This is a genomic window from Micromonospora sp. NPDC093244 (genome assembly GCF_040683695.1).
GTDB lineage: Bacteria > Actinomycetota > Actinomycetes > Mycobacteriales > Micromonosporaceae > Micromonospora.
Genome location: NZ_JBFBEO010000001.1, coordinates 526,023 through 552,561, shown reverse-complemented (window position 1 = coordinate 552,561; position 26,539 = coordinate 526,023). Strand labels below are relative to the sequence as shown.

The window sequence follows — 26,539 nt, the reverse complement described above, 5'->3', positions numbered from 1 at the left end:
TGAGGTTAGGCTTACCTAATCCGGAGCCTAGAGCACCTGTCCAGGGACGTCCACCACACAGGTGCGATCGTTACCGCGTCTGCTCCAGCCACGAGGCGTAGAGCAGGCCGTAGACCGAGTCCGCGTCCCGGACCAGCTCGTCGTGCGGCCCGCGCTGCACCACCCGCCCCCGGTCCACCACGATCACCTCGTCCGCGGCCTGCGCCGTGGAGAGCCGGTGCGCGATGGCGAGCGTCGTGCGGCCCCTGGTGACCGCGTCGAGGGTGCGTTGCAGACGCACCTCGGTCGCCGGGTCCACCGCGCTTGTCGCCTCGTCCAGGACCAGCAGGTCCGGGTCGGCCACGTACGCCCGGGCCAACGCGACGAGCTGCCGCTCCCCGACGCTGAGCGCCTCACCCCGCTCACCGACAGGCGTGTCCAGCCCCGCCGGCAGACCGTCCAGCCAGTCCGACAGGCCCAACTCGGTGAAGGCGGCGCGGAGCTGCTCGTCGGTCAGCTCCGGACGGGCGAACCGGACATTCTCCCCCACCGTCGCGTCGAAGAGGAAGCCGTCCTGCGGCACCATCACCACGCGGGAGCGCAGCGAGTCGAAGCGGACCTCCGACAGCGGCACCCCGGACAGCAGCACCGCGCCCGCCGACGGGTCCATCAGGCGGGTGAGCAGCTTGGCGAATGTCGTCTTGCCGCTGCCGGTCTCCCCGACCACCGCCACCCGGCTCTTCGCCGCGATCTCCAGGTCGATGTCGTGCAGCACCGGCGGCCCACCCGGGTACGCGAACCGCACCCGCGCGAAGCGGATGTCCAGCGGCCCGCCCGGTAGGTCGCGCCCCTGCTCCCCCGGGTCGGCCACGTCCGGGGCGACGTCCAGCACGTCCAGCACCCGACGCCAGCCCGCGATCGCGTTCTGCGCCTCGTTGAGCACCTCGGTGGCGATCTGCACCGGCTGGATGAAGAGCGTGACCAGGAACAGGAACGCGGTCAGCTGCCCGATCGACAGGGTGCCGTCCACGCCGAGCGTCACACCGAGCACCACCACGCCGGCCAGCGCCAACCCGGCGGCCAGCTCACCCACCGAGCTGCCCACGATGCTGATCCGGATCGCCCGCTGCTGCGCCAGCCGCTGACCGTCGATGGCCTCGTCGAGCCGCCGCGCGGTGCGTCCCGCGATGCCGTACGCCCTGATGACCGGAGCCCCGACGACGCTCTCGCCGATCGCGCCGAGCAGCGTGCCGGTCCGCTGGCGCACAGTCGCGTACGCCGCGCCGAGGCGGCGTTGCAACTGCCTGATGACGAGCACCGCCGGCAGGAACGCGGCAAGCACCACAAGTGTCAACTGCCAGGAGTACGCCAGCATGACGGCTGTGGTGACGACCAGCTGACCGAGATTGACCAGCAGGATCACCCCACCCCACTGGAGGAACTGGGTGATCTGGTCGACGTCGCTGGTGACCCGGGAGACGAGCGATCCGCGCCGCTCCGACTGCTGGTGCAGCATCGACAGGTCGTGCACGTGCCGGAACGCCCGGGTGCGTACGTTGGCCAGCGCCGTCTCGCTGACGGTGAACAGCCGGCGCATCATCAGGTACCCGCAGAGCGTGGTGACGGTGAGGATCGCCGCGGTGATCGCCACCACCGACCACACCACGTCCAGGTTCAGCCCGCCGAGGATGCCCCGGTCGATGCCCTGCTGCACGGCGACCGGTACGGCCACCCGGCCGACCATGTAGACGAGCGCGAGGGCGAGCGTGGCGGCCAGCCCGGTTCGCAGCTCGGGTGAGAGCGCCAGGCCACGACGCAGCGTCTGCCAGGTCGTCTCGGTCCGCTCGGTCCGCTCACCAGCGTCCTGCGTCGTCGTCACCGGTCCACCTCGATCTCCAGGCCCGACGGGAGCGGTGCGACCTCGTCGTCGTACGGGCGTTCCTGCGCGCGGTCGACCTCCGCCTGTTCGTAGGCGGTGACCAGGTCGGCGTAGCCGGGCACGGTGGCCAGCAGCTCGGTGTGCGTCCCCCGGGCCACCACCCGCCCCTGCTCGACGTAGATGACCTCGTCGGCGAGCGCGATCGTGGCCCGGCGGTACGCGACGACCAGGATCGAAGCGGCCGGCACGCCCGGTCGGCCCGCCGGCGAGCGCAGGCCGGCGAGGATGGCCGCCTCCACCCGGGGGTCGACAGCGCTCGTCGCGTCGTCGAGCACCAGCAGTCGCGGCCGGCCGGCCAACGCGCGGGCCAGGGTGAGCCGTTGGCGTTGCCCGCCGGAGAGCGAGGTGCCGCGCTCGCCGACCATGGTGTCCAGCCCGTCGGGCAGGGCCGCGACGAACCCGTCCGCCTCGGCCAGCCGCAGCGCCGCCCAGACGTCCTCGTCGTCGACGCCGGGCCGGTCCAGTGCGATGTTGGCGCGGACCGTGTCGTCGAAGACGAACGGCACCTGCGCGACAAGGGCCACCGTGCCGGTCAGCGACGCGGCGGTCAGCTCCCGCACGTCCACCCCGTCCAGCTCGACGGTGCCGGAGTCCGGGTCGACGAGGCGTACCGCCAGCGAGGTGATTGTGGACTTGCCGGCACCTGTCGGCCCGACCAGGGCCACCGTCCGCCCGGCCGGCACGGTGAAGCCGACCTCGCCGAGCACCTGCGCGCCGGGTAGGTGCGCCTCGGCCGGCGGGTACGAGAAGTGCACGCCGGTGAACGTGAGGGTGGCCGGGCCGGACGTGGCCGGGTCGAGCACCCGCTGCCCGTACGGCATCTCGCCCGTGGCGTCGAGCACGCGTCGCACCCGGTCCCAGCCGGCGACGCTGCGCGGCAGCTCGGCCAGGACCCAGCCGATGGCCCGCACCGGGAAGGCCAGCACGGTGAAGAGGAAGGCCACGCTGACCAGCTCGGCGACGCTTATCGCGCCCTGGCGCAGCCGGAACGCCCCGACCACCAGGACGGCGAGGGTGCCGAGGCTGGGGAGTGTCTCCAGCAGCGGGTCGAAGACGCCGCGCAGCCGGCCGACCGCGATCAGCGAGTCGCGCAGCTCGCCTGCGCGGCTGGCGAACCGGGCCGTCTCCTGCGCCTCGCGGCCCATCGTCTTGACCACCAGGGCGCCGTCGAAGCTCTCGTGGGCGATGCCGCTGACCTCGGCGCGCAGCCGTTGCGCCCGGGCCTGCCGGGGCGCCATCCGGCGGGAGTAGACCACGTTGAGCGCGAACAGGGCCGGGAACACCGCGAGGCCGACCAGGGCGAGGGCCCAGTCGGTGGCGAACAGCGAGGCGATCGCGCCGACCAGCATGACGAGCGTGCCGACGGCGAACGGCAGTGGCGCGATCGGGTACCAGGCCGCCTCCACGTCGGAGTTGGCGTTGGACAGCAGCGTGCCCGTGGAGTTGCGCTGATGCCAGGCCACCGGCAGGTCCAGGTAGCGGCGGGTGACCCGGCGGCGGTAGGCCGCCTGGAGGCGGTACTGCATGTAGCCGGCACCGAGCCGGCGACCGAAAATGCCCACCACGCGCAGCACGCTGATCCCGAACAGCGCGGCCGCGGCCAGCGCCAGGGTGCCGACGCCCACCTGGCCGCGGGCGATGGACGGCACCACCACCTCGCCGACGACCCCGCCCACGACGTACGCGCTGGCGATGACCATCCCGCCGAACAGCACACTGCCGACCACCGCGACCGCGAAGATCCGTGGCTGTTCCCGGATCGCCTGCCCGAGGACCCGCAGCCCTCGGCCCAGCACGTCCCGACTTGTCCTGCTCGCCACGCTCTCCCCCGCCGTAAGCCGGAATTATCTCCCTCATCCTTACCGCTGCGGGCCAGCACCGCCGACCGGAGCGGATATGTCGACAGTCACGTGCCGGCGGACGCGATCGGCGAGGCGGGCCGCGCCCGCCGGCGAGCAGCGGCGGCCGGCCGGGCCTACGATCGGGCCATGTCGCGGTACGCCCGAGCCGAGCGCCAGGCGCTGGCCGATCTCCTCCTGGCCCTCGGGCCCGACGCTCCGACGATCAACGAGGGGTGGGCCACCCGTGATCTCGCCGCGCACCTGGTGCTGCGCGAGCGCCGGCCGGACGCGGCGGGCGGGATCCTGCTGCCGCCACTGCGCGGGTACGCCGAGCGGGTGCGCCGCCGCCTCGCCGCCCAGCCGTACGACGACCTGGTGGCGCGGGTGCGCCGACCACCGGTGTGGAGCCCGGTCAGCAACCCGTTGACCGACGAGCTGGCCAACACCATGGAGTTCTTCATCCACCACGAGGACGTACGGCGGGCCAGCCCCGGCTGGCAGCCGCGCGACCTGGCGCCCGGCCTCCAGGCCGCCCTGTGGAAGCGCGCCGCCCCGATGGCCCGGCTCGCGCTGCGTCGCTTCCCGGCGGACCTGTACGTGCAGGCGCCCGGGCACGGGGAGATCTCCGTCGGCCGTGGCGGCGAACGGCTGCGACTGGTGGGGGCGCCGGCCGAGCTGACCCTGTTCCTTTCCGGCCGGCAGCGGGTGTCGAGGGTCCAGCTGGACGGTCCGCCCGAGGCGTCGCGCCGACTGCGGACCGCTGGCCTGGGTATGTGACCATCTGAACCTAATCGGCCACAGATCCAATGTGGAATTCCGCACACCCAGTGAAACATGCTGATGCGTTCTCCCGTACGCTTCACGGCGCTGCTCTGCGCCGGGCGGCACGAAGTGGGGGCGCACTGTGCGGAATTTCGCGATGTCGGCGCTGCGGGAGCCCCCGTTCGCCGGGGGGCGCCACGGCGCCACGGAACAGGTTGCGGCCGAGAGCGCCGAATGGGCGCGCGCCTTCGGCCTGGTCGATTCCGGCCACCGTGTGCGCCGGCTGGAACACGCCGACGCCGCGGGGCTGGCCGGTCGCGCCTGCCCGGACGGGTCGGTGGACGGCCTGCGGCTGCTCACCGACCTGATCAGTTGGCTCTTCGTCATGGACGACGCCTGCGACGAGGACGGCCTGGGCAGCGACCCGGTCCGGCTCGGGCCGGCGATCAGCACCCTGCTCGACGTGCTGGACCACGTCGGCGACCCGGACGTCGTACCGCCCGCCGTCGGGCCGCTCGGTGACTCGCTGCACGACCTGTGTCGTCGCATCCGGCTGCACGACCACCCGACGCTCCTGCTGCGGTTCGTCAGCCAGCTCCGGGAGTACCTGCTGGCGCTGCTCTGGGAGGCGACCAACCGGGAGCGTCGGCGCGTGCCCGAGGTGGCGGAGTACATCCAGTTGCGCCGGCACATCGGCGGCGTGCACCCCTGCCTCACCCTTACCGACCTGGCGGCGACACACCCACCCGGGCCGGAGCGGCGCGCCGACCCGGCGTTCGTCACCCTGGACCTGCTGGCAGTGGACCTGGTCTGCTGGTGCAACGACCTCTTCTCGTACGGCAAGGAGAGCCAGGCGGACCCGGACGCGCAGAACCTGGTGACGGTGATCGCCCAGGGGAGCGGCTCGGACGAGGCGGACGCGTTGCGGGCGGCGGCGGACCGGTTCAACCAGGGGCTCGCGGCGTACCTGACGGCGGAGGAGGCGCTGCTGGCCGGCGGTGACGACCGGGTCCAGCCGGCCGTGGCGACCCGGCGGAACTGGGTCCGCGCCACCTACGACTGGTCGGTCGCGGCTGCCCGGTACGCCTGATCCGGCCGCACCGGCGGGTGTCCGTGGACGCCCGAACGATCACCAGGGCTAGCCGATGCCCGGTGACAGGCAATACTCTTCGGTAACCACATACGACGTGACCCCCGTCACGCCACCACCCCCGAAGGCGGCTACAGCGATGGCTCTCGATGTACCGTACCGCTCCATCCCGGATATGTTCCTCAAGCGCGTGGCGGCCACCCCCGACCAGCACGCGTTCGCGTCCCCGAACTCCGACGACTCCGGTCCCGACTGGCTCACCTGGGCGCAGGTCGGGCAGCGCGCCAAGGCGGTCGCCGCCGGCCTGCACAGCCTGGGGATCGGCCTGGAGGACCCGGTCGCGATCCTCGCCAACACCCGGCTCGACTGGGTGATCGCCGACCTCGGCATCATGTGCGCCGGTGGGGCGACCACCACCGTCTACCCGACCACCGAGCCGGCGGACGCCACGTTCATCATCGCCGACTCCGGGTCCAAGGTGCTGTTCGCGGAAAACCCGGCCCAGGCCGCCAAGATGGCCGGCGCCACCCTGCCCGCGCTGACCCACGTGGTGCTCCTCGACGGCGCCGTCGACCCGGCTGCCGCCATTCCGCAACTGACGCTCGCCGAGCTGGAGGAGCGGGGCACCCAGACGCTGGCCGCCGAGCCGGATCTGATCGACATGCTCGTGGCCGGCATCGGCCCGGACCACCTGGCCACCCTGATCTACACCTCCGGCACCACCGGCCGACCCAAGGGCGTCGAGCTGCTGCACGGCGGCTGGTGCTGGGAGGCCGTGGCGCAGGCGGAGGTCGGGCTGCTGCGCGACGACGACCTGCAGTACCTGTGGCTGCCGCTGGCCCACTCGTTCGGCAAGACGCTGCTCTGCGGCGCCATCCACGTCGGCCTGCCCACCTACGTCGACGGCCGGGTGGACAAGCTTGTCGACCTGCTGTCGGTGATCCGACCGACGCTGATGTGCGGCGCTCCCCGGGTGTTCGAGAAGGTCTACAACCGGGCGGTGACCACCGCGCAGGACGGCGGCGGCGCGAAGGCGAAGATCTTCGCCTGGGCCGTCGGCGTCGGCAAGGAGAAGGTGACCCTGGAGCAGGCCGGCAAGCCGGTCCCGGCCGGGCTGAAGCTGCGCTACGGGGTGGCCGAGAAGCTGGTGTTCAGCAAGCTCCAGGCCCGTCTGGGCGGTCGGATGCGGGTGCTGGTGTCCGGCGCCGCTCCGCTCAGCCCCGAGATCGCCACCTTCTTCGCCGCCGCCAACCTGCCGATCTCCGAGGGCTACGGCCTCACCGAGACCAGCGCCGGCAACTTCGTGAACCCGCCCTCCGGGTTGCAGATCGGCACGGTCGGCCGGGCGATGGGCGACCTGGAATGCCGGATCGACACCGACGGGGAGATCCTGGTCCGTGGCCGGCCGGTGATGCGTGGCTACCACAACCTGCCGGAGGAGACCGCTGCGGCGTTCACCGAGGACGGCTTCTTCCGCACCGGTGACATCGGCACCCTCGACGAGCGGGGCTACCTCCGCATCACCGACCGCAAGAAGGACCTGGTCAAGACCTCGGGTGGCAAGTACATCGCGCCGTCGCACATCGAGGGGATGTTCAAGGCGATCTGTCCGTACACCTCGCAGGCGGTCGTCGTCGGTCAGGCCCGCAACTTCTGCACGATGCTGGTCACCCTCGACCCGGACGCGATCCGGGGCTGGGTCGCCGGCGGCCCTCTGGAGGGTCGCAGCTACACCGAGATCGTCGCCTCGGCTGAGGCCCAGACAATGGTCGAGGAGTACGTCGCCCAGCTCAACGCCAAGCTCAACCGCTGGGAGACGATCAAGAAGGTGGCGATCCTGCCGCGCGACCTGACCATCGAGCACGGCGAGATCACCCCCTCGCTGAAGATCAAGCGCCGCGGGGTGGAGAGCAACTTCGCCGCCGAGATCGACAAGATGTACTCGGGCACCCTCGCCGAGCTGTGACCCGCCGACGGTCCCGTGTCCGGCCCCCCCGCCGGCACGGGGCCGTCACAGGTGGTGGCCCCGCCACCTCGTCTGTTCCTCCTCCACGGCGAGCTGTTCCGCCAGCGCCACCTGCCGGACCCCGCGCCGACGGTGGGCGTCGACGATCGTCTGTGCCCCCACGGCCAGCCACGTGGCCACCGCCAGAACGGTCAACGCGGACAGCTCAGGCAGCGATCCGGCCACCGGCACCAGCACGAGCAGCAACAGGATTCCGCCGATCGTGGGCCAACGGGGGGCGGCGAGCATCTTCCGGCCCAGCACGATGAGCGCGAGCAGATAGAGCGCGACCCCGCCGTAGAGCGCCAGCAGGTCGAAGTTCGGCAGCGGAACCCCCCAGCTCGGCGTGCCGACGTCGGCTCCCTCGTGGATCAGCCCCTTGAGTCCGAGCGCGAACAGGATGACGCCGGCGATGACCGGCAGGTGCAGGTAGGTGTAGGCGTCCCGGGCCAGGGCGGCGCGGGCGGCGGGGTCGCGGGCCCGGTGCAGGGTCTGTTCCATGCCGAGCGCCAGGGTGTCGAAGTACGCCCACCACAGCGCCGCGGCCACCGCGACGCCGAGCACCGCAGCGACGAGCGCCGGCCAGGTCAACGGCAGAGCCGCGCTGCTGTCGGAGCGAATCCGAGCGCGATGATGGCCTCGCCGAGGGCGATCAGGACGATCTGGCCGTGCCGCTCTGCCCAGTGCCCGGCGGAGAGCACCGTCCACCCGGTGCCGGGCAGCCTGAGCCCGGCCCCGTACTCCACGGCCAGGGCCGCGAGCCAGAACGCCAGTCGGACCGTCCCCTCGGCTGTGCCGTCGAACAGCCGCTGCGGCAGCAGCGCGGCGACGACGATGAGCGACGTGGCCAGCAGCGGCGGCAGCGCGAACAGTCGCCAGCGTCGGCGCACGTCCCGGTTCCGGCGACCGGCCCAGATGAAGATCGACGTCTCGCTGATCCGGACCAGGAAGTAGCCGGCCGCGAAGACCAGCGGGCCAGGCAGCCCGCCGGGGCGGTCGACGAACGCCTTCGGCAGGCTCAGCGCCAGCACGAAGGCGGCGGCCATGGTGGCGAAGCCGACCAACGGGACGATGCCCTGGTCGGTACGGACCAGGTTGCCCAGCACGGCGAACCCCGTCCAGCACCACCAGAGCAGCGCCAGCACCACCAGGCACCGGATCAGCCCGGCAACGTTCGGATTGCCGGCGGTGACGGTGGTGACGTTCAGAAAGGCGAAGACGAAGATCAGGTCGTAGAAGAGTTCGAGGCGGGTCGCCCGGGAGCCGGGCGCGCTCCGCTGGACCCCACGCACCCCCGCACCCTCGACCACCAGCAGATTGTGGCAGTCATGACCGGACGAAAGGCGCATTGCCGGCAGACCGGTGGAGGCGGCGATGCCCGCTCACCTCTCTCCGGCGGTCTATGACGAGCGCGGACCGGTTCGGGGCAACCCGGCCGGAGGTCGGCGGTCACAACCGGCGGCGGCTCAGGCGATGACGGCCGGCTCCCGCCACCGCTGCCGGCCGGTCCGGTCCAGGTCGTACCGGACCCCGGCGATCCGCTCGACCGCCTCCACCAGGTCGGCGGCGGGCAGGGTGAACGGCAGCCGCAGGAACCGCTCCAGGGTGCCGTCGAGGCCGAACCGGGGGCCGGGGGCCAGCCGGACGCCCACCTCCTCGGCGGCCCGGGCCAGCGCGCTGGACACCGGGCCGTCCAACTCGGCCCAGAGCGTCACGCCACCGCGTGGCACGGTGACCCGCCAGTCCGGCAGTCGGTGCGCCAGCGCGCCGAGCAGGGCGTCGCGCTGCCCGGCGAGTTGGATCCGCCGGTCGCCGACGATGGCTGGCGCGTCGGCGAGCAGGCGCACCGCGACCAGTTGGTCCAGCACCGGGCTGGCCATGTCCACACCGACCCGGACGGCGGCCAGCCGCTGCACCTGCGGCGCGGAGGCGCGGACCCAGCCGATTCGCAGTCCACCCCAGTACACCTTGCTCATCCCGCCGATGCTGACGACCCGGGAGTGCCTGTCGAAGGTGGCCATCGGCGGTGGCAGTTCGGTGCCGTCCAGCGGCAGGTCCACGAACGATTCGTCGACGACGAGGTCGGTGCCGGCGGCGTGGGCGGCGGCCACCACCCGCTCGCGCAGGGGGGCCGGCATCAGATGCCCGGTCGGGTTCTGGAACTCCGGGATGAGGTACGCCAGCCGGGGTCGGGTCTGCCGGAGACCGCCCAGCAGCAGGTCGGCGTCCCAGCCACAGGTGTCGGCAGCCAGGCCGTGGGTGGTGATCCGGGCCCGACGGCCGGCCAGCGCGGCGAGCGCGTTGGGGTAGGTGGGTGACTCGACAAGCACGCTGCCGCCGGGGGCCAGTGCGAGGCGCAGCACCAGGTCGAGCGCGTGCTGGGTGCCACTGGTCACCATGATCTGGTCGGCCGAGGTCGGCAACCCCCGTGCCGTGTACGCGTCGGCCACCGCCTCGCGCAGCTCGATGATGCCGGTCGGGTGGTAACCGGCGCCGCCCAGGTACCGCGGCAGGTCCTCTGTGGCCGCCCGGGCCGCCGTGAGCAGCTGCGGCGGCGCGGACAGCGCGGCGACGCCGAGGTCGATCATCTCCCGGTCGTCCAGCGGGGTCCACAGGCCGGTGCTGGCGACCCGGTGGTTCCCGGGCAGCATGGTCCAGCTGCCGGCACCCCGGCGGCTGGCCAGGTGCCCTGTCTCGCGCAGCTGCCGGTACGCGGCGGTGACAGTGGTCCGGCTGATCCGCAGCGCCTCGGCCAGCTCGCGTTCGGCCGGCAGGCGTACGCCCAGGGGCAACCGACCGTCGGCGAGCAGGCCCCGCACGGCGCCGGCGAGGGCGGCGTAGTCGGGGCTGCGCCGCCGGCCCGGTAGGGCGTGCCACTGGCCGAGCAGACGGGCCAATTGGACGCCGCGCACCTGACCGGTCATGGCCACTCCTCGGATATTGGCATCTTTCTCAGGGAGGATTGGCACCTAGGGTGGCATGCATGGCACTGATTGGCAATCTGCGGTACCGGCCCGCGCGGCGGCTGGGCCAGCTCTACGTGGGGCTGGTCCTCTACGGCGTCAGCATGGCCCTGATGGTCCGCTCCGATCTGGGCCTCGACCCGTGGGACGTCTTCCACCAGGGCCTGGCCGAGCGGACCGGGCTCTCCTTCGGCACCGTCACCATCGGCGTCGGTGCGCTCGTGCTGCTGCTCTGGATCCCGCTACGGCAACGCCCCGGGCTCGGCACGGTGAGCAACGTGGTCGTCGTCGGCCTGGTGGTGGACGCCACGCTGGCGCTGCTTCCGGCCGGCGGCCCGCTCGGCGTGCGCATCGCGCTGCTGGTCACCGGGATCGTCGCCAACGGCGCCGCCACCGGCCTCTACCTCGGCGCACAGCTCGGTCCCGGCCCCCGCGACGGCCTGATGACCGGCCTCGTGGCCCGCCGGCCCGGCCTGTCGGTCCGGCTGGTGCGTACGGTCATCGAGGTCACCGTGCTCGCGCTGGGCTGGCTGCTCGGCGGCAAGGTGGGCGTGGGCACCGTCGCGTACGCGCTTGCCATCGGTCCACTGGCGCACCTGTTCATCCCGGTGTTCGCCGTGCCCATGACGAAGGGAACAACCCCGGAGCCGGAGGCCACTCCAGTCGGCTGAGGGTTCACCTACCGTCCCCGGACCGGCACGCCGTGGTGGTGACGAGGGCCGGATGGCGGGTGGGTGTTCCCTTCCGGGACGCGCGCCGTCATCATCTCTGCATGGGGGAGAACGGTTGGCGCTGGACGGACGCCTGGATCTTCGTGTCGCTTGTCATCGCGAGCGGCGCCGGTCGGCACCGCCGATCGGCGACCAGCCGCAGGCCGGAGGGTGTCCGCCTCACCGATGTGCTCTCCACCGCCGACCATCTCAACCACGCGATCCCGCAGCGGCACGAGGTGGAGGTCGCCGTCCGGCGTCTCGTCGGCGCCGGCCTGGTGAGCGTGTCCGACGGCTGGTTCCGGATCACCGGCGAGGGTGAGCAGCTCTGGCGCAACCGCCCCCGCACCGGGGTCGCCACGATGGTGGACACCGTGCAGGGCGCCCTGAGCCGACGGCACGCGCCGGGCAGCGCCGACTGGATCCTGGAGGAGGCCGACCACGCGGCGGCCGTCCAGGAGTACGTGGTCCGTTCGATCCCGACGCCCCGGCGCTCCCCCGAGGGGCACTCCGGCGGGCACTGACCGGGCTCAGCGCACCGGGTGACCACCACGGCGCAGCGCGTCCTTGACCTCGGCCACTGTCAGCTCGCCGAAGTGGAAGACGCTGGCGGCGAGCACCGCGTCCGCGCCGGCGCCGATCGCCGGCGGGAAGTGGGCCACCTCGCCCGCGCCGCCGCTGGCCACCACCGGCACGTCCACCACCGCCCGCACGGCGGCGATCAGTTCCAGGTCGAAGCCCGCCTTGGTGCCGTCGGCGTCCATCGAGTTGAGCAGGATCTCCCCCGCGCCCAGCTCGGCCCCGCGCCGCGCCCAGTCGACCGCGTCGATGCCGGTGCCGCGCCGGCCGCCGTGCGTGGTGACCTCGAAACCGCTGGCGGTGGCGGCCCGGCGTACGTCGAGGGAGAGCACCAGCACCTGCCGCCCGAACCGGTCGGCGATCTCGGCGATCAGCTCGGGTCGGGCGATGGCTGCGGTGTTCACGCCGACCTTGTCGGCGCCGGCGCGCAGCAGGGTGTCCACGTCGGCGACCTGCCGGACCCCACCGCCGACCGTGAGCGGGATGAACACCGACTCGGCGGTGCGGCGCACCACGTCGAGCATGGTGCCCCGGTCACTGGAGGACGCGGTGACGTCGAGGAAGGTCAGCTCGTCGGCGCCGGCGCGGTCGTACGCCGCCGCCAGCTCCACCGGATCACCGGCGTCGCGCAGGTCGAGGAAGTTGACGCCCTTGACGACCCGCCCGGCGTCCACGTCCAGGCAGGGGATAACGCGCACCGCCACCGTCATGCCCGTGAGCCTATCCCCCGTACGCGGCACGGCGGCCGACCCGATCGGGCCGGCCGCCGGTAACGAGGTGGGTGTCACACCCGGACGAGCATCTTGCCCAGGTTCTCGCCGCGCAGCAGACCGAGGAACGCCGACGGGGCGTTCTCGATGCCGTCCACGATCGTCTCGTCGTACCTGAGCGTGTCGTCGCGCAGCCAGCCGGCCACGTCGCGCAGGAACGCCTGACGGACGTCGCCGTGGTCGTTGACCAGGAAGCCGCGCAGGGTGAGCCGCTTGCCGATGACCATCGCGAGGTTGCGCGGCGCGGCCGGCGGCTCGGTGGAGTTGTACTGCGCGATCATGCCGCAGATGGCGGCCCGGCCGTGCAGGTTCATCGCCGAGATCGCCGCCTCCAGGTGATCGCCGCCGACGTTGTCGAAGTAGACGTCGACACCGTCCGGGGCCGCCTCGCGCAGCGACTCGCGGACCGGCCGGTCGTGGTAGTCGAAGGCGGCGTCGAAGCCCAGCGCCCGCAGCCGCTCGACCTTCGCCGGCGACCCGGCGCTGCCGATGACCCGGCCGGCGCCCTTGAGCTTGGCGATCTGCCCGACGAGGCTGCCCACCGAACCGGCGGCGGCGGAGACGAAGACCGTCTCGCCGGGCTTCATGGCCGCCACCTCGAGCAGACCGGCGTACGCGGTCAGCCCTGGCATCCCGAGCACGCCCAGGTACGCGCTGACCGGGGCCAGGCCGGCGTCGACCGTACGGGCGGCGGAGGCGTCGAGAAGCGCGTACTCCCGCCAGCCCAGCCCGTGCAGGACTGTGTCGCCGACGTGGACGTCCGCCGCCTCGCTCGCCGCCACCACCTCGCCGACCGCCGCCCCGTCCAGCGGCGCGTCCAGCTCGAACGGCGCCACGTACGACTTGACGGCGTTCATCCTCCCCCGCATGTACGGGTCGACGGACATGAACTGGTTGCGGACCACGATCTGGCCCGGACCGGGTGTCGGCACCTCGGTCTCGACGAGCCGGAAGTTCTCCTCGGTGGGCCAGCCGGCGGGCCGGCGGGCCAGGTGGATCTCACGGTTGCTGGTCACGGGGGTGGTCGTCCTTCCGTCCGGGGGTGGCGGTCTGGGTCCGCAACGTCACGCGGCCAGGGTCTCGCGAACGGTGAGGGTGACGTCGATGTTGCCGCGGGTGGCGTTGGAGTACGGGCACACCTGGTGGGCCTGCTCGACGATCTGCTCGGCGGTCTCGCGGGGCACGGCGGGCAGGTCGACGACGAGCTGCACGGTGAGCCCGAACCCGCCGCTGCCGTTCGGGCCGATGCCCACCTCGGCGCCGACGACGGAGTTGGCGACGTCGGCCTTGGCCCGGCGGGCCACCACCCGCAGCGCGCTGTGGAAGCAGGCCGCGTAGCCGGCGGCGAAGAGCTGCTCGGGGTTGGCGGCACCACCGGCGCCACCCATCTCCTTCGGCACGGCCAGGTCGAGCGTGACGGTGCCGTCGGAGGTCTCGACGTGGCCGTCCCGGCCGTCGCCGGTGGCGGTCGCGGACGCGGTGTAGAGAACCTGCATGAGAGTCACTGCTCCTTCTGTCGATGGATGGTGTCGGTGACCCGGGTGAGGGTGTCGCGCAGCGCGACGAGCTCGCCGAGGCCGAGCCCTGTGGACTGCGCGATCCGCAACGGGACGTCGCAGAGCCGCTCGCGCAGCGCCCGGCCCTGCTCGGTGAGGCCGACCTCGACCCGCCGCTCGTCGCGGGCGGACCGCCGTCGGATGACCAGGCCCGCCCCCTCCAGCCGCTTGAGCAGCGGGGAGAGCGTGCCGGAGTCCAGTCGCAGCTCGGTGCCGAGCTCGGAGACCGTGGGGGCGTCGTCGGGACGCTCCCAGAGCACCAGCAGCACCAGGTACTGCGGGTAGGTCAGCCCGAACTCGTCGAGGATCGGGCGGTACACGTCGGTCAGGGCGCGCGACGCGGCATAGAGCGCGAAGCACACCTGCCGGCGCAGCACCAGATCATCGGTCACCGTTGAACCGTAGCCCACAACTAAGTTGTGCACAACCTATCTGGCCGCGAGGCGACCCGGACACCGCCGGGCCGCGCCCTCAGCGATCGCCGAGGTACGCCTCCAGCTCCACCTCGACCAGGTGCTCCGGGTCCAGCAGGGCGGCCACCACCACAAGCGTCGCCGCCGGCCGCACCGCCCCGAAGACCGCGTTGTGCGCCTGGCCCACCTCGTCGGCGTACAACCGGTCCGTCACGTACATCCGGGTCCGGACCACGTCCCCCGGCTCCGCACCCACCTCGGCCAGCGCCGCCAAACCGATCCGCAGCGCCTGCGCGGTCTGTGCCGCCGGATCACCCACGTGCGTGACCCGGCCCTCCACAGTGGACGTGCAGCCCGCCGTCCACGCCAGGTCACCGGCCCGGACGACCCGGGAGTAGCCGTACCGCTGCTCCCACGGGCCGCCCGAGCCCAGCCGGGTGACGGTCATGCCTCGGCCAGCGTCCGCAGCGCCTCGGCCACCGTGAAGGCGCCCGCGTACAGCGCCTTGCCGGCGATCACGCCCTCCACACCGAGCGACTCCAGCGACGCCAGCGCCCGCAGGTCGTCCAACGTGGACACGCCACCGGAGGCGATCACCGGCCGGTCGGTCCGGACGCACACCTCCCGCAACAGGTCCAGGTTCGGCCCGCGCATCGTGCCGTCCTTGGTGATGTCCGTGACCACGTACCGGCTCGCGCCCGCCTTGTCCAGCCGCTCCAGGACCTCGTACAGGTCACCGCCGTCGCGGGTCCACCCGCGCGCCGACAGGGTACGACCGCGCACGTCCAGCCCGATGGCCACCCGGTCGCCGTACTCCCCCACCACCCGGTCACACCACACCGGGTCCTCCAGGGCGGCGGTACCGATGTTCACCCGGGTCGCCCCGGTGCCCAGCGCCGCCCGCAGCGACTCGTCGTCACGAATACCGCCGGACAATTCCACCTTCACGTCCAACTGGCGCACCACCTCGGCGAGCAGATGCGCGTTCGTGCCCCGGCCGAACGCCGCGTCCAGGTCGACCAGGTGGATCCACTCCGCGCCGTCCTGCTGCCAGGCCAACGCGGCGTCCAACGGGTCGCCGTAGATGCTCTCGCTACCGACAGCGCCCTGCACGAGCCGGACGGCCCGGCCGTCGGCGACATCCACGGCGGGTAACAGGGTGAGACTCAACGTCTTCTCCTCGATCAGGTACGACGGTCCAGAGCGATCACGACGATCGCCGGCAGTACGAGCAGCAACAACACGATCAGCGCGACGCGCAGCGCCAGATCGTCGACGAACGCCCAGATCAGGATCAGCGCCGCCCCGGTGAGCAGCACGATCGCGGCCCGCTCCCCCCGGGAGTGCCGAACCAGCCGACCCGACCGGCCCCGGCGCAGCTGCGGCGTCAACCGGCGGACCACCGCCCGACGGCGCTGCCGGCGAGCCACCCGGCGCTGCCGCACCGCCCGCTCACGCGCCTGCTCCGCCTCACGCTCCGCCCGGCGGCGGGCCCGCTCCCGACTCACCGCGCGCCCCACCGAACGGGGCGCCGACGACCCTCAGCCACCGGTGGACAGCGTGGCGAGCCAGTTGCGCAGCAGCGCGGCACCGGTGTCGGCGGACTTCTCCGGATGGAACTGGGCCGCCGACAACGCACCGCGCTCCACCGCCGCCACGAAATCCGTGTCATGGTGGGCAGTGGTCACCACCGCGCCGGCCGCGGACAACGCCGCCGGGTCGCCCATCGCGTACGAGTGGACGAAGTAGAACCGGCTCTGCGGCCCCAGACCGGCGAAGAGCACCGACTCCCGGGGCGACCGCACCGTGTTCCACCCCATGTGCGGCAACCGGGTCGCGGCCAACCGGGTCACCCCGCCCGGCAGCAGCCCGAGCCCCTTGGTCACCACACCGTGCTCGTCACCGTGCTCGAACAGCACCTGCATCCCCACACAGATGCCCAGCACCGGCCGGCCGGCGGCCACCCGCTCGGCGATCACCGGACCCGCCCCGAGCGCCTCGATCCCCGCCATGCACGCGGCGTACGCGCCAACCCCCGGCACCACCAGCCCGTCGGCGGCGGCAGCGGCGGCCAGGTCGTCGGTCACCCGCACGTTCGCACCGGCGGCGGCCAACGCCCGCTCCGCCGACCGCAGATTGCCCGAACCGTAGTCGAGCACCACCACGTCGGCGCTCACGAGCCCGACCCCGGAATCAGACGCAGCACCCCGGCGGCCGTGGCGAGGACCGCCAGCAGCCCGGTGACCACCACCGCGCCCCTCGGCGCGCCCTGCCGGTGCAGCGACCAGGTGCCGCCCACCAGCACCCCGGCCAGGATCAGCAGCAGAGTCGGCAACGCGGCCCCCATTAGAGCCACCTTCCATTCGCGACTGCGGGGCTCCGCTCCGCTGCACTCCTCGCGCTCATCAGAGCGCGCCCTTCGTGCTGGGAATCGCACCCGCCGCACGCGGGTCGATCGCGGTGGCCTCGCGCAACGCACGGGAGACCGCCTTGAACTGCGCCTCCACCACGTGGTGCGCGTCCGGGTGACCCCCCGGACGGGCCGCCCGCAGCACGTCGACGTGCAACGTGACCCGAGCGGCCTGACCGAACGACTCCCAGATGTGCCGGGTCATGCTCGTCGCGTACACCGGCCCGATGTACGGCGCCAGCAGCGGCTCGTCGTGTACCACGTACGGCCGGCCGGACAGGTCGACCGCGGCCCGCACCAGCACCTCGTCCATGGGGACTGTCGCCGAACCGTACCGTCGGATGCCGGCCTTGTCGCCGAGCGCCTGGTCGAACGCGGCGCCCAGGGCCAGCGCGGTGTCCTCCATCGTGTGGTGCGCGTCGATCTCCAGGTCACCAACGGTGCGCACGGTCAGGTCGAAGCCGCCGTGCCTGGCGATCTGGTTGAGCATGTGGTCGTAGAAGCCCACGCCGGTGCTGATCTCGGCGGCGCCGGTGCCGTCGAGGTCGATCTCGACGAGGACCTTGGTCTCCTTGGTGATCCGCTCCACCCGGGCGGTCCGGCTCATCACACAGTCTCCATCGCAGAAAGGAAGGCGTCGGTCTCGGCGGGGGTGCCGGCGGTCACCCGCAGCCAGCCGGGCAGACCGACGTCACGGACCAGCACACCCCGGTCCAGCAGGGCACGCCAGGCGGCGGCCTGGTCGCCACCGGTCTCGAAGAGCACGAAGTTGGCGTCGCTGTCGGCCACCCGCAGACCGCGCCCGCGCAGCGTCGCCACGATCCGGTCCCGCTCCCCCATGATCGCGCTCACCGTACCGAGCAGGGCGTCGCGGTGCGCGAGCGCCGCGCGCGCGGCGGCCTGGGTCAGCGCCGACAGGTGGTACGGCAACCGGACCAGTTGCACCGCCCGCACCACCGCCGCGTCGGCGGCCAGGTAACCCAACCGGCCGCCGGCGAAGCCGAACGCCTTGCTCATCGTCCGGGTGACCACCAGCCGCGGGTGACCGGGCAGCACCGCGAGGGCGCTGACCGTGCCGGGTCGGGCGAACTCGGCGTACGCCTCGTCGACCACCACCATGCCGGGCGCCGCGTCGAGCACGGCGGCGACCACCGACGGGTCCAGTGCGGTGCCCGTGGGGTTGTTCGGCGAGCAGAGGAACACCACGTCGGGCCGGTGCTCGCGGACCTGGGCGACCGCCTCGTCGGCGGTCAGCCCGAAGTCGACGCCGCGCCGCGCCGGCACCCACCGGGTGCCGGTGCCGAGTGCCAGCAGCGGGTGCATCGAGTACGCGGGGACGAAGCCCAACGCGATGCGGCCCGGGCCGCCGAACGCCTGGAGCAGCTGCTGCTGGATCTCGTTGGAGCCGTTGGCCGCCCACACCTGCTCGACGGTGAGCCCGTGCCCCAGATAGCCGGCCAGGTCGGCGCGCAGCGCCACCGCGTCCCGGTCCGGGTAGCGGTTCAGGTCGCGCAGTTCGGCCGCGAGCGCCTTGCCGATCGCCTCGACCACCGGCTCGGGCAGCTGGTACGAGTTCTCGTTGGTGTTGAGCCGCACCGGCACGTCCAGCTGCGGCGCCCCGTACGGCGTCAGCCCGCGCAGGTCGTCGCGGATCGGCAGATCCTCCAGGCCCGTCACGCCGCTCCTCCCGGGAAGCGGGCCTGGACGGCCTGGCCGTGCGCCGGCAGGTCCTCCACGTTCGCCAGGGTGACCACGTGCGGGGCCACGTCACGCAGCGCGGCCTCGGTGTACTCGATCAGGTGCACGCCGCGCAGGAAGGACTGCACGGACAGCCCGGACGAGTGCCGGGCGCATCCGCCGGTGGGCAGCACGTGGTTGGAGCCGGCGCAGTAGTCGCCGAGCGACACCGGCGACCAGGCGCCCACGAAGATCGCCCCGGCGTTGCGTACCCGCAGCGCCCACTCCCGCGCGTCGGCCGTCTGGATCTCCAGGTGCTCGGCCGCGTACGCGTCGACCACCCGCAGCCCGGCCTCCAGGTCGTCCACCAGGACCACGCCGCTCTGCTCACCGGTCAGCGCGGTGGTCACCCGCTCGGCGTGCTTGGTCGCCGGCACCTGCCGGGCCAGCTCCCGCTCGACCGCCTCGACGAGCGTCGGCGACGGGGTGACGAGCACGCTCGCGGCCAGCGGATCGTGCTCGGCCTGGCTGATCAGGTCGGCGGCGACGTGCGCCGGGTCGGCGGTGTCGTCGGCCAGGATGGCGATCTCGGTCGGGCCGGCCTCGGCGTCGATGCCGACCACGCCGCGCAGCAGCCGCTTCGCCGCGGTCACCCAGATGTTGCCGGGGCCGGTGACCAGGTCGATCGGATCGCACCGCAGCTCACCCGCCGGGTCGACAGCCGAGCCGTACGCCAGCATCGCCACCGCCTGGGCGCCGCCGACGGCGTACACCTCGTCGACGCCGAGCAGCGCGCACGCGGCGAGCACCCGAGGGTCGGGCAGGCCACCGTTGTCCTTCTGCGGCGGGCTGACCACCACCAGCGACCGCACCCCGGCCGCCTGGGCCGGCACCACGTTCATCACAACTGTCGACGGGTACATGGCGAGCCCGCCGGGGACGTAGAGGCCCACCCGGTCGACCGGCAGCCACCGCTCGGTGACGGTGCCACCGGGCACCACCTGGGTGACGTGGTCGGTACGCCGCTGGTCGGCGTGCACCCTGCGGGCCCGGCTGATCGACTCCAGCAGCGCGGCACGCACCGCCGGGTCGAGCACCCCCTCGGCCTCGGTGATCGCCTCGACGGGCACCCGCAGCACCTCCGGAGAGATGCCGTCGAACCGTTCGCTGGCCTCCCGGATCGCCGGGTACCCATGCTCCCGGACCGCCTCCACCAGCGGGCGGATCCGCTCGACGGCCACCGACACGTCGAGCTGGGCACGGGGCAGCAGACGGCGCGGGTCTCCGAGACCGTCGCGCAGGTCGATCCGATTCAGCACCCTTGCGAGTCTAGGCGGCCCGGCCGCAGCTCACCCGAGCCGCCCGCCCGCCGGGACGGTGAGCCGGGCCACGCCCCGCCGGACGGGATTCGTTAGGCTCGACCACGTGACCGCACGGCTGCCGGTGTTCCCGCTCGCAACGGTGCTCTTTCCCGGGTTGGTGCTGCCACTGCACATCTTCGAGGAGCGTTACCGGGCGCTGGTCCGGCACCTGGTCGACCTGCCCGAGGGTGCCCCGCGAGAGTTCGGCGTGGTGGCCATCCAGGCCGGCTGGGAGGTCGCGCCCGCCGGGCCGGGCGGGCGACCCGTCCCCGGTGTCGGCGAGGTCACCCTGCACGAGGTGGGGTGCACCGCCGAGCTGCGCCAGGTCACCGAGCTCGCCGACGGCGGCTTCGACATCGTCACTGTCGGCCGACGCCGGTTCCGCATCGCGGAGGTCGACGAGAACGCCGCGCCCTTCCTGACCGCCGAGGTCGAGTGGCTGCCCGAGCCGGCCGGCGCGGACGAGGTGGCCGATCTGTTGGCCGCCCGGGTCATCGCGGTGTTCCGGCAGTACCTGAGCCTGGTCCGCTCCGACCCGGAGGAGATCTCCGAGCAGCTCCCGGAGGACCCGACGGTGCTGTCGCACCTGGTGGCGGCGACGGCGGCGCTGACCGTGGACGACCGGCAGCGGCTGCTGGCGATCGACGACACCGCGGCCCGACTCCGCGCCGAGCTGCGGTTGCTCAATCGCGAGGCGGCTCTGTTGCGCCAGGTGCGGGCGGTTCCGGTGCCACTGTCGGAGCTGGCGTCCCCGCCGACGCCCAACTGAGCGACGCCAACTCGGGCTCCGGCCGCAGCGACGGCCACCGCGACCAGCCCGCCAGCAGGGTGTACGTGATCGCGGCGCCGAACGCCGGCAGCAGCAGGTTGCCGTGCGGCACCGGCAGCACACCGAGCAGCCAGTCGATGCCACCGGCGCGCAGGTCGGCGGGTTTGGTGAACGCCTGACCGTCAGGCGCGGTGTCCAGCAGCCGGTCGAAGGTGGCAAGGCCCACCCGCCGGCCCACCTGCCAGGCCACCGGCGCCGCGGCCACCGTGCCCAGCACCACGGCGAGCAGGCCGACCGGGCCGCGTCGGCGGCGCAGCACGAACCACACGACGAGGGCCGCGAGCACCCCGAAGGCGAGACCGAGCAGGCTGAACCAGCCGTCCGCGGCGATCGGCTGCTCCGGCTGCGGCGCGGCGTAGATCGCCCCCTCGGTGGTCTTGAGCACCGGCGTGTCCGGCGCGAGCGCGGCCCAGAGCAGCCCGAGCGGAGCGCCCAGCACGGCGATCGCGAGCACGAAGCCCAGCACCGTCAGCACCGTGCGCGACTGGCGACGCGGCTCGTCGGGCGGCGCGGGCCGGTCGGTCTCGTCGACGGGCCGGTCGGTCTCGTCGACGGGCCGGTCGGTCTCGTCGACGGGCCGGTCGGTCTCGTCGACGGGCCGCTCGGGGTCGGGGTTGTCCGGGCTCACCCGATGATCCTCTCAGGCCCGGCGGTGGGCCGGGGCGCCGGTGGCGGCAGAGCAGCTCACCGGGCGAACGGCTCCACCATCATCGCCGCCGCGCGCAGCCACGCCTGCCGGGTCTCCGGCTGGAGCTGGTGGTACTCGATGGACGACCCGGTCTCCAGCGCCGGGTCGTACGGCACCACCGCGACACCCCGGGTCCGGGTGGCGAAGTGCCGCTCCAGGTCGTCCTGGAGGGCGGATCGCCCAGCGGTGGGACAGGAGATGAGGGTGATGGCGTTGTCGGCCAGCTCGCTCATGCCCTCCTCGTGCAGCAGGTCGAGCATCCAGTCGGCGCTGAACGCCGCGTCCTCGCGGGGCACGGTGGTCACCACCAGCTGGTCGGCGGCCTGCATCACGGTGCGCCAGTTGGGGCTCTCCACGTTGTTGCCGGTGTCCACGCACACCACGTCGTGGGTCCGGCGCAGCAGCTCCAGCACCCGCCGGACGGTGAACTGGTCGAGTCGCTGGGCGAAGCGCGGGCTCTCCTCGCCGGCCAGCACGTCGTACGAGCCGTCGGAGGCGTGCCTGAGGAAGTCGTCCAGCCGGTCCAGCAGGGTCGCCCCCTCCAGGATCTCGATCTGGGCCAGCTCGCCGATCAGGTGGCGGATGGTCCGGGCGTGCCGGGCGCTGCCGGCGCGCAGCCCGAGGGTGCCGCGCAGTTCGTTGTCGTCCCAGGCCAGCACTCCCCGCCCGCGCACACTGCCGACCGTGGCGGCGGCGAGGACGGTGGCGGTGGTCTTGTGCACCCCGCCCTTGGGGTTGGCGAACGCGAACACCCTTGGCGTGCCCAGGTCCCGGCGGAGCACCCCGGTGGCCCGTTCCACCTCCTGGTCGACGCCCTGCGGCCGCCACTCGATGCGGGGCGGGTAGCCGCGCTCGGCGACCGCCGAGCCGATCGACGGCGCGGGTGGCGGTGTAGGTGGCGGTGCGACCGACGGTGCGGGTGGCGGGATCACCGGCGGTGCGGGCGGCGCGACGGGAGGGGGCGCGACGGGAGAGGGCGCCGCGACCGGGTAGCCCGTCTCCGGCTGGTAGCCGGTCTCCAGCAACGCGTAGCGCGACTCGACAGGCGGCCCACCCTGGCGGTAGCCGTTGTCCAGCAACGCGTAGCGCGACTCGACCGGCTCGGGTCGCGGCGCCGGCGGCTCGGGTGCGGCCCGGTACGTCGGCTCGGGCCGGTAGTCCGGCTCCGACCCGTAGGTGGGCTCGGCCCGGTAGGTGGGCTCGGCACGGTAGGTGGGCTCGGAACGGAAGTCCGGATCGGCCCGGTAGGCGGGCTCGGAACGGTAGTCCGGCTCCGCCCGGTAGGTGGGCCCGGAGCGGTACTCCGGCTCCGAGCGGTAGGCGGGCTCGGCCCGGTAGTCCGGCTCGGCCCGGTAGTCCGGCTCGGCCCGGTAGTCCGGCTCGGCCCGGTACGCGGGGTCGACCCGGTAGGTCGCCTCGGCCCGGTAGGCGGGCTCCGCGCCGTACGACAGCTCGGCCGGATGCCCGATGGCCGGCGCGCGCCCGGCGTAGCCGTTGGGGGCCGCGCGTCGGGGCAGCGGATCCGGTCCTGGCTCCTCGGCCCGCCGGTCGGGCTCGGCCTGCTCGGCGGCACGGCCGCCCAGCCGGGCGCGGTCCAGCAACGCCCGCCACCGCGGCGCTGGTTCGGCCGGCCGGCCCCAGCCGGTCTCACTGCCCTCCACGGCCCGCCCTCCCAGCACCATCGATCTCCGTCTGACAGGCTACGAAGGAAACACTATTCGGACCACACCTCAGGACGCACACCGCCCGGCACAGATCACGACGGGGTGGGGGCGAGCGGGCCGACTTCGGTCACGTCCGGGGAGGTGGTGGCGCTCGGCACGGCCGGCTCGGTCGCCACCGCCGACGACGCGTCCGGTGACGGAATAGTGACGAGCGGTGCGGGTTCCGACGATTCGCCCATCGACGCCGAGGGCAGAGGGGCGGGCCGCGTTGACGCCGTGGCCCCGGCCGGGTGCGACGTCGGGCCCGGTCCGGTGTCGACAGGCGGGCGGACCACGTCGCGCTGTTCGGGAAGCGGCGGGGTGAAGACCGCGCGGTCCAGCCGGTACACCTCGGGGGCCGGGTCGACGGCACGTACCGCCGGCCGGGTCGCCACACCGCGCAGCACCTCGGGGGCGGCCCGGACGACCGCCGCGTACACACAGTCGCAGCCACCCCGGTACGCCGCCGCCTCCGCGTCCGCCACCTCGGCGCCGTCGACGTACCGTGCGCGCAGCTCCCGCTCGTCGACGCCGTCGCCTGTCGTCGCGGCGGCCCGCGCCCGGTAGTCGGCGGCCTCGGTGGCCTTGCGGGCAGCAACCTCCGCCATCCCGGCGACGACGTCGTCCGGCACCCGCAGCGCGGGGATCCTGACGATCTCGGTCTGCCGCCCGGGCAGTGGCACCCGCCCGAAGACCGTCGAGACCGGCACGTCGCCGAGCACGTCCCCCAGGCGCTGCGGCGGGAGGTACGCGTCGAACGTGACGAGCGCGTACGTCCCGTCGCCGGTGGACGGCGTCGCGGTGGACAGGGCGGCCAGGTCCGCCGCCGCCGAACGCAGGTAGCCGGGGACGGAGTCGCCGTCGGACACCCCGACCCGGGTCACCTCGCCCACCGTCCGGTCGCCCACCGGGGCGTTCTCGGCCGCCCACATGGCGGTGCCCAGCACCGCCGCCAGGGAGACCAGCGCGGCCCAGGTGAGCACCCCGGACCGCCCCGAGCGGTCACCCAACCGGGCGACGCCCCGGGTCAACGGCGGCAGCAGCCGTTGGTCCAACTGCCGCAGCAGGTCGCCGGCGCGCACGGGCGGATCCCCTCGTCGGATCGGTGTCGGACGGTCGCCGCTCTAGTCACGCAGGATCTGAAGCGCGCGCTCCAGGTCGTCAGGGTAGTCGCTGACGAACCGGACCTCGTCCCCCGAACGGGGGTGCAAAAAGCTCAGTTCGCGAGCGTGCAGCCACTGTCGGGCCAGTCCGAGACGGGCCGAGAGGGTGGGGTCGGCACCGTACGTGAGGTCACCCACGCAGGGGTGCCGCAGGGTGGAGAAGTGCACCCGGATCTGGTGGGTCCGGCCGGTCTCCAGCCGCACGTCGACGAGGCTCGCCGCCGGGAACGCCTCAAGCGTGTCGTAGTGGGTGATGCTCGGCTTGCCGCCGGAGACCACAGCCCACCGGTAGTCGTGGGTGGGATGCCTGTCGATCGGCGCGTCGACGGTGCCGCGCAGCGGGTCGAGGTGACCCTGGACCACCGCGTGGTACCCCTTGTCCACCTCGCGGTACTTGAAGGCGCGCTTCAACGCCGTGTACGCCTGCTCGCTCTTGGCCACCACCATGATCCCGGTGGTGCCCACGTCGAGGCGGTGCACGACACCCTGACGTTCGGCGGCGCCGCTTGTCGAGATGCGGTGCCCGATGGCGGCGAGGGCGCCGATGACGGTCGGGCCGGTCCAGCCAGGGCTGGGGTGCGCGGCAACGCCCACCGGCTTGTCCACCACCACGATGTCGTCGTCGGCGTACACGACGCGCAGGCCGGGCACCGCCTGCGGCACCACTGTCGGCGGGGCGACCGGGGCGGGCAGGGTGACCTCCAGCCAGGACCCGGCCTTGACCTTGTGCGAGTTGGCCCGGGCAGTGCCGTCGACAAGCGCGTCCCCGGCGTCGATCAGGGCCGCGGCGGCGGTGCGGGAGAGCCCGAACAGGCGGGAGACGGCCTGGTCCAGGCGCATCCCGTCGAGGCCGTCGGGCACGGGCAGGGAACGGTGGTCGCCGCCGGCGGCGAACGCGGAGGTCACGCCCGCTCCCGCTGGTCGGCGGTGGTCGGGGTGGCGTCCGCGTCGCTCGCGTCACCGTCCCGGCCGGCCCGGCGGCCGTCGCGCTGACGGCCTGTCAACTCGAGCAGGACGGCCAGCAGCACGCCGCAGACCAGCGAGCTGTCGGCCAGGTTGAACACCGGCCACACCTGGCCGTACGGGTCGAACAGGCTGATCATGTCGACCACGTGCCCGTGGAACGGCGAGGGTGCCCGGAAGATCCGGTCGACGAGGTTGCCCAGCGCGCCGCCGAGCACCAGGCCCAGGGAGATCGCCCAGGGCAGCGAACGCAGGCGCAGCGCCATCCACACGATCCAGCCGACCACACCGATGGTGATCAGCGGGAAGATCCAGGTGTGGTCGGAGCCGATGCTCCACGCGGCGCCGCTGTTGCGGGTGAGGCTCAGGTAGACCAGGCCACCGAGCAACCGGACCGGCTCCCGGTCGGTCAACGCGCCAAGCGCGAGGTGCTTGGTGACCAGGTCGGCCAGCAGGGCCACCAGGGCGACCCCGGCGAGGATCGCGACGGCCCGGGGCCGGGGCTTGCCGCCACCCGGCTCACTGCGGCCCGGCTCGGCGGACGGTGCTGCGGTCATTCGCTCCCCATCGACAGTCTCGGCGGTGATCGCTCACCGTCCCATCGCCGCCGGGGAACGGACCTCAGCGCCGCTCCTCCAGCTGCTTGCACGTCACACACAGGGTGGCCGACGGGAAGGCGGCGAGGCGCTCGACCGGGATCGGGTTGCCGCACCGCTCGCACCAGCCGTAACCACCCTCGTCCAGGCGCTCGAGGGCGCGCTCGACCTGCGTGATCCGTTCCAGGATGCTGTTGGCGAGTGAGATCTCCTGCTCACGCTCGAACGTCTTGGTGCCGGTGTCGGCCTGGTCGTCCCCGGCCGAGTCGGTCAGCCGGTCGCGCTGCAGCTCGGTGATCTCGCTCAGCGTCTGATCGTACTCGGCGCGAAGCTCGTCCCGCCGCGCCGCCAGCGCCGCGCGGATCTTCTCGGTCTCCGCCGCGCTGCGGGTGACCTTGGCCACCGCCTTGCGGCCGGCGGTCCTCGTGTCGGCTGGCTTCGCCATGGTCGCTCCCTCGGCCGCGGAACCGCGTGGTCCACGGTTCCTGGTCAGGGGGCGCCAACCAGGGCGTCCCCTATGTACAAAAAGGGGCGCACGGCGA

At 73.1% G+C, this 26,539-nt stretch carries 29 protein-coding genes; 6 read left to right on the top strand and 23 right to left on the bottom strand.

Annotated features, from left to right (window positions below; all coding sequences use genetic code 11):
- Positions 1-70 precede the first annotated feature (70 nt).
- Together AB0N27_RS02570 and AB0N27_RS02565 are read right to left on the bottom strand one after the other, a co-directional pair.
- Positions 71-1,858 (bottom strand): ABC transporter ATP-binding protein, encoded by a 1,788-nt coding sequence (locus AB0N27_RS02570; protein ID WP_364362632.1) that lies wholly within the window; start codon positions 1,856-1,858, stop codon positions 71-73.
- Entirely contained in the window at positions 1,855-3,738 is a 1,884-nt protein-coding gene (locus AB0N27_RS02565; protein WP_364362631.1) for an ABC transporter ATP-binding protein, read from the bottom strand. The genes AB0N27_RS02570 and AB0N27_RS02565 overlap by 4 nt, the downstream gene beginning before the upstream one ends.
- Positions 3,739-3,906: 168 nt before the next feature.
- Here AB0N27_RS02565 and AB0N27_RS02560 point away from each other — a divergent pair, with 168 nt between their 5' ends.
- The 3 genes from AB0N27_RS02560 (at position 3,907) to AB0N27_RS02550 (ending at position 7,577) form a co-directional block, all read left to right on the top strand.
- Positions 3,907-4,536, top strand: coding sequence for a TIGR03085 family metal-binding protein (locus AB0N27_RS02560; RefSeq protein ID WP_364362630.1), 630 nt, complete (start codon positions 3,907-3,909; stop codon positions 4,534-4,536).
- A 127-nt stretch (positions 4,537-4,663) separates the two neighbouring features.
- Positions 4,664-5,611 (top strand): terpene synthase, encoded by a 948-nt coding sequence (locus AB0N27_RS02555; protein ID WP_364362629.1) that lies wholly within the window; start codon positions 4,664-4,666, stop codon positions 5,609-5,611.
- 139 nt (positions 5,612-5,750) lie between these two features.
- Positions 5,751-7,577, top strand: coding sequence for a long-chain fatty acid--CoA ligase (locus AB0N27_RS02550; RefSeq protein WP_364362628.1), 1,827 nt, complete (start codon positions 5,751-5,753; stop codon positions 7,575-7,577).
- A 45-nt stretch (positions 7,578-7,622) separates the two neighbouring features.
- Here AB0N27_RS02550 and AB0N27_RS02545 read toward each other — a convergent pair whose 3' ends face one another.
- The 3 genes from AB0N27_RS02545 to AB0N27_RS02535 form a co-directional block, all read right to left on the bottom strand.
- Positions 7,623-8,207: a low temperature requirement protein A gene (locus tag AB0N27_RS02545; protein WP_364362627.1), complete on the bottom strand. Its 585-nt coding sequence runs from the start codon at positions 8,205-8,207 to the stop codon at positions 7,623-7,625.
- Complete coding sequence (locus AB0N27_RS02540) at positions 8,204-8,926, bottom strand: low temperature requirement protein A (RefSeq protein ID WP_364362626.1); 723 nt, start codon at positions 8,924-8,926, stop codon at positions 8,204-8,206. Before AB0N27_RS02540 ends, AB0N27_RS02545 begins: the two co-directional genes overlap by 4 nt.
- Positions 8,927-9,082: 156 nt before the next feature.
- Positions 9,083-10,540 carry a PLP-dependent aminotransferase family protein gene (locus AB0N27_RS02535; protein ID WP_364362625.1) on the bottom strand — a complete coding sequence of 486 codons (1,458 nt, stop codon included), beginning with the start codon at positions 10,538-10,540 and terminating at the stop codon, positions 9,083-9,085.
- 59 nt (positions 10,541-10,599) lie between these two features.
- Between AB0N27_RS02535 and AB0N27_RS02530 the strand changes: the two genes are divergently transcribed.
- Both AB0N27_RS02530 and AB0N27_RS02525 read left to right on the top strand, forming a co-directional pair.
- Positions 10,600-11,250: a hypothetical protein gene (locus tag AB0N27_RS02530; RefSeq protein WP_364362624.1), complete on the top strand. Its 651-nt coding sequence runs from the start codon at positions 10,600-10,602 to the stop codon at positions 11,248-11,250.
- Positions 11,251-11,351: 101 nt separating this feature from the next.
- The gene (locus AB0N27_RS02525; protein WP_364362623.1) at positions 11,352-11,813 is read left to right on the top strand and encodes a hypothetical protein; all 462 of its coding nucleotides are present in this window, start codon (positions 11,352-11,354) and stop codon (positions 11,811-11,813) included.
- A gap of 6 nt (positions 11,814-11,819) precedes the next feature.
- Here AB0N27_RS02525 and hisF read toward each other — a convergent pair whose 3' ends face one another.
- The 12 genes from hisF to hisD form a co-directional block, all read right to left on the bottom strand.
- The gene (hisF, locus tag AB0N27_RS02520) at positions 11,820-12,578 is read right to left on the bottom strand and encodes an imidazole glycerol phosphate synthase subunit HisF (protein ID WP_364362622.1); all 759 of its coding nucleotides are present in this window, start codon (positions 12,576-12,578) and stop codon (positions 11,820-11,822) included.
- A 74-nt stretch (positions 12,579-12,652) separates the two neighbouring features.
- Positions 12,653-13,654 carry an NADP-dependent oxidoreductase gene (locus tag AB0N27_RS02515; RefSeq protein WP_364362621.1) on the bottom strand — a complete coding sequence of 334 codons (1,002 nt, stop codon included), beginning with the start codon at positions 13,652-13,654 and terminating at the stop codon, positions 12,653-12,655.
- Between the two features lie 48 nt (positions 13,655-13,702).
- Positions 13,703-14,134 carry an organic hydroperoxide resistance protein gene (locus AB0N27_RS02510; protein ID WP_364362620.1) on the bottom strand — a complete coding sequence of 144 codons (432 nt, stop codon included), beginning with the start codon at positions 14,132-14,134 and terminating at the stop codon, positions 13,703-13,705.
- A gap of 5 nt (positions 14,135-14,139) precedes the next feature.
- Positions 14,140-14,586 carry a MarR family transcriptional regulator gene (locus AB0N27_RS02505; RefSeq protein WP_364362619.1) on the bottom strand — a complete coding sequence of 149 codons (447 nt, stop codon included), beginning with the start codon at positions 14,584-14,586 and terminating at the stop codon, positions 14,140-14,142.
- A 79-nt stretch (positions 14,587-14,665) separates the two neighbouring features.
- Positions 14,666-15,055 carry a RidA family protein gene (locus AB0N27_RS02500; protein WP_364362618.1) on the bottom strand — a complete coding sequence of 130 codons (390 nt, stop codon included), beginning with the start codon at positions 15,053-15,055 and terminating at the stop codon, positions 14,666-14,668.
- Positions 15,052-15,777 (bottom strand): bifunctional 1-(5-phosphoribosyl)-5-((5-phosphoribosylamino)methylideneamino)imidazole-4-carboxamide isomerase/phosphoribosylanthranilate isomerase PriA, encoded by a 726-nt coding sequence (gene priA, locus AB0N27_RS02495; RefSeq protein ID WP_364362617.1) that lies wholly within the window; start codon positions 15,775-15,777, stop codon positions 15,052-15,054. The genes AB0N27_RS02500 and priA overlap by 4 nt, the downstream gene beginning before the upstream one ends.
- 14 nt (positions 15,778-15,791) lie before the next feature.
- Entirely contained in the window at positions 15,792-16,115 is a 324-nt protein-coding gene (locus AB0N27_RS02490) for a hypothetical protein (protein WP_364362616.1), read from the bottom strand.
- Between the two features lie 33 nt (positions 16,116-16,148).
- The gene (gene hisH, locus AB0N27_RS02485; RefSeq protein ID WP_364362615.1) at positions 16,149-16,784 is read right to left on the bottom strand and encodes an imidazole glycerol phosphate synthase subunit HisH; all 636 of its coding nucleotides are present in this window, start codon (positions 16,782-16,784) and stop codon (positions 16,149-16,151) included.
- The gene (locus AB0N27_RS02480) at positions 16,781-16,954 is read right to left on the bottom strand and encodes a hypothetical protein (protein ID WP_167517465.1); all 174 of its coding nucleotides are present in this window, start codon (positions 16,952-16,954) and stop codon (positions 16,781-16,783) included. The genes hisH and AB0N27_RS02480 overlap by 4 nt, the downstream gene beginning before the upstream one ends.
- 58 nt (positions 16,955-17,012) lie before the next feature.
- Entirely contained in the window at positions 17,013-17,624 is a 612-nt protein-coding gene (hisB, locus tag AB0N27_RS02475) for an imidazoleglycerol-phosphate dehydratase HisB (protein ID WP_357989976.1), read from the bottom strand.
- Entirely contained in the window at positions 17,624-18,694 is a 1,071-nt protein-coding gene (locus AB0N27_RS02470; RefSeq protein WP_364362614.1) for a histidinol-phosphate transaminase, read from the bottom strand. The genes hisB and AB0N27_RS02470 overlap by 1 nt, the downstream gene beginning before the upstream one ends.
- A complete protein-coding gene (gene hisD, locus AB0N27_RS02465; protein ID WP_364362613.1) occupies positions 18,691-20,013 on the bottom strand; it encodes a histidinol dehydrogenase in 1,323 nt (440 codons plus the stop codon). Before hisD ends, AB0N27_RS02470 begins: the two co-directional genes overlap by 4 nt.
- A gap of 106 nt (positions 20,014-20,119) precedes the next feature.
- Here hisD and AB0N27_RS02460 point away from each other — a divergent pair, with 106 nt between their 5' ends.
- Positions 20,120-20,824 carry an LON peptidase substrate-binding domain-containing protein gene (locus AB0N27_RS02460; RefSeq protein WP_364362612.1) on the top strand — a complete coding sequence of 235 codons (705 nt, stop codon included), beginning with the start codon at positions 20,120-20,122 and terminating at the stop codon, positions 20,822-20,824.
- Here the strand turns inward: AB0N27_RS02460 and AB0N27_RS02455 are convergent.
- The 6 genes from AB0N27_RS02455 to AB0N27_RS02430 form a co-directional block, all read right to left on the bottom strand.
- Positions 20,739-21,512: a DUF2567 domain-containing protein gene (locus tag AB0N27_RS02455; RefSeq protein ID WP_364362611.1), complete on the bottom strand. Its 774-nt coding sequence runs from the start codon at positions 21,510-21,512 to the stop codon at positions 20,739-20,741. The two genes, AB0N27_RS02460 and AB0N27_RS02455, sit on opposite strands and share 86 nt — an antisense overlap.
- A gap of 56 nt (positions 21,513-21,568) precedes the next feature.
- Positions 21,569-23,254, bottom strand: a complete 1,686-nt coding sequence (locus AB0N27_RS02450; protein WP_364362610.1) for an ATPase — start codon at positions 23,252-23,254, stop codon at positions 21,569-21,571.
- Between the two features lie 74 nt (positions 23,255-23,328).
- Positions 23,329-24,357 carry a hypothetical protein gene (locus tag AB0N27_RS02445; RefSeq protein WP_364362609.1) on the bottom strand — a complete coding sequence of 343 codons (1,029 nt, stop codon included), beginning with the start codon at positions 24,355-24,357 and terminating at the stop codon, positions 23,329-23,331.
- Positions 24,358-24,399: 42 nt separating this feature from the next.
- On the bottom strand, positions 24,400-25,344 hold the full coding sequence (locus tag AB0N27_RS02440; protein WP_364362608.1) for an RluA family pseudouridine synthase: 945 nt from the start codon (positions 25,342-25,344) through the stop codon (positions 24,400-24,402).
- Positions 25,341-25,958, bottom strand: coding sequence for a signal peptidase II (gene lspA / locus AB0N27_RS02435; RefSeq protein ID WP_364362607.1), 618 nt, complete (start codon positions 25,956-25,958; stop codon positions 25,341-25,343). The genes AB0N27_RS02440 and lspA overlap by 4 nt, the downstream gene beginning before the upstream one ends.
- Before the next feature lie 64 nt (positions 25,959-26,022).
- Entirely contained in the window at positions 26,023-26,442 is a 420-nt protein-coding gene (locus tag AB0N27_RS02430; RefSeq protein WP_139586058.1) for a TraR/DksA C4-type zinc finger protein, read from the bottom strand.
- Between the last annotated feature and the right edge of the window lie 97 nt (positions 26,443-26,539).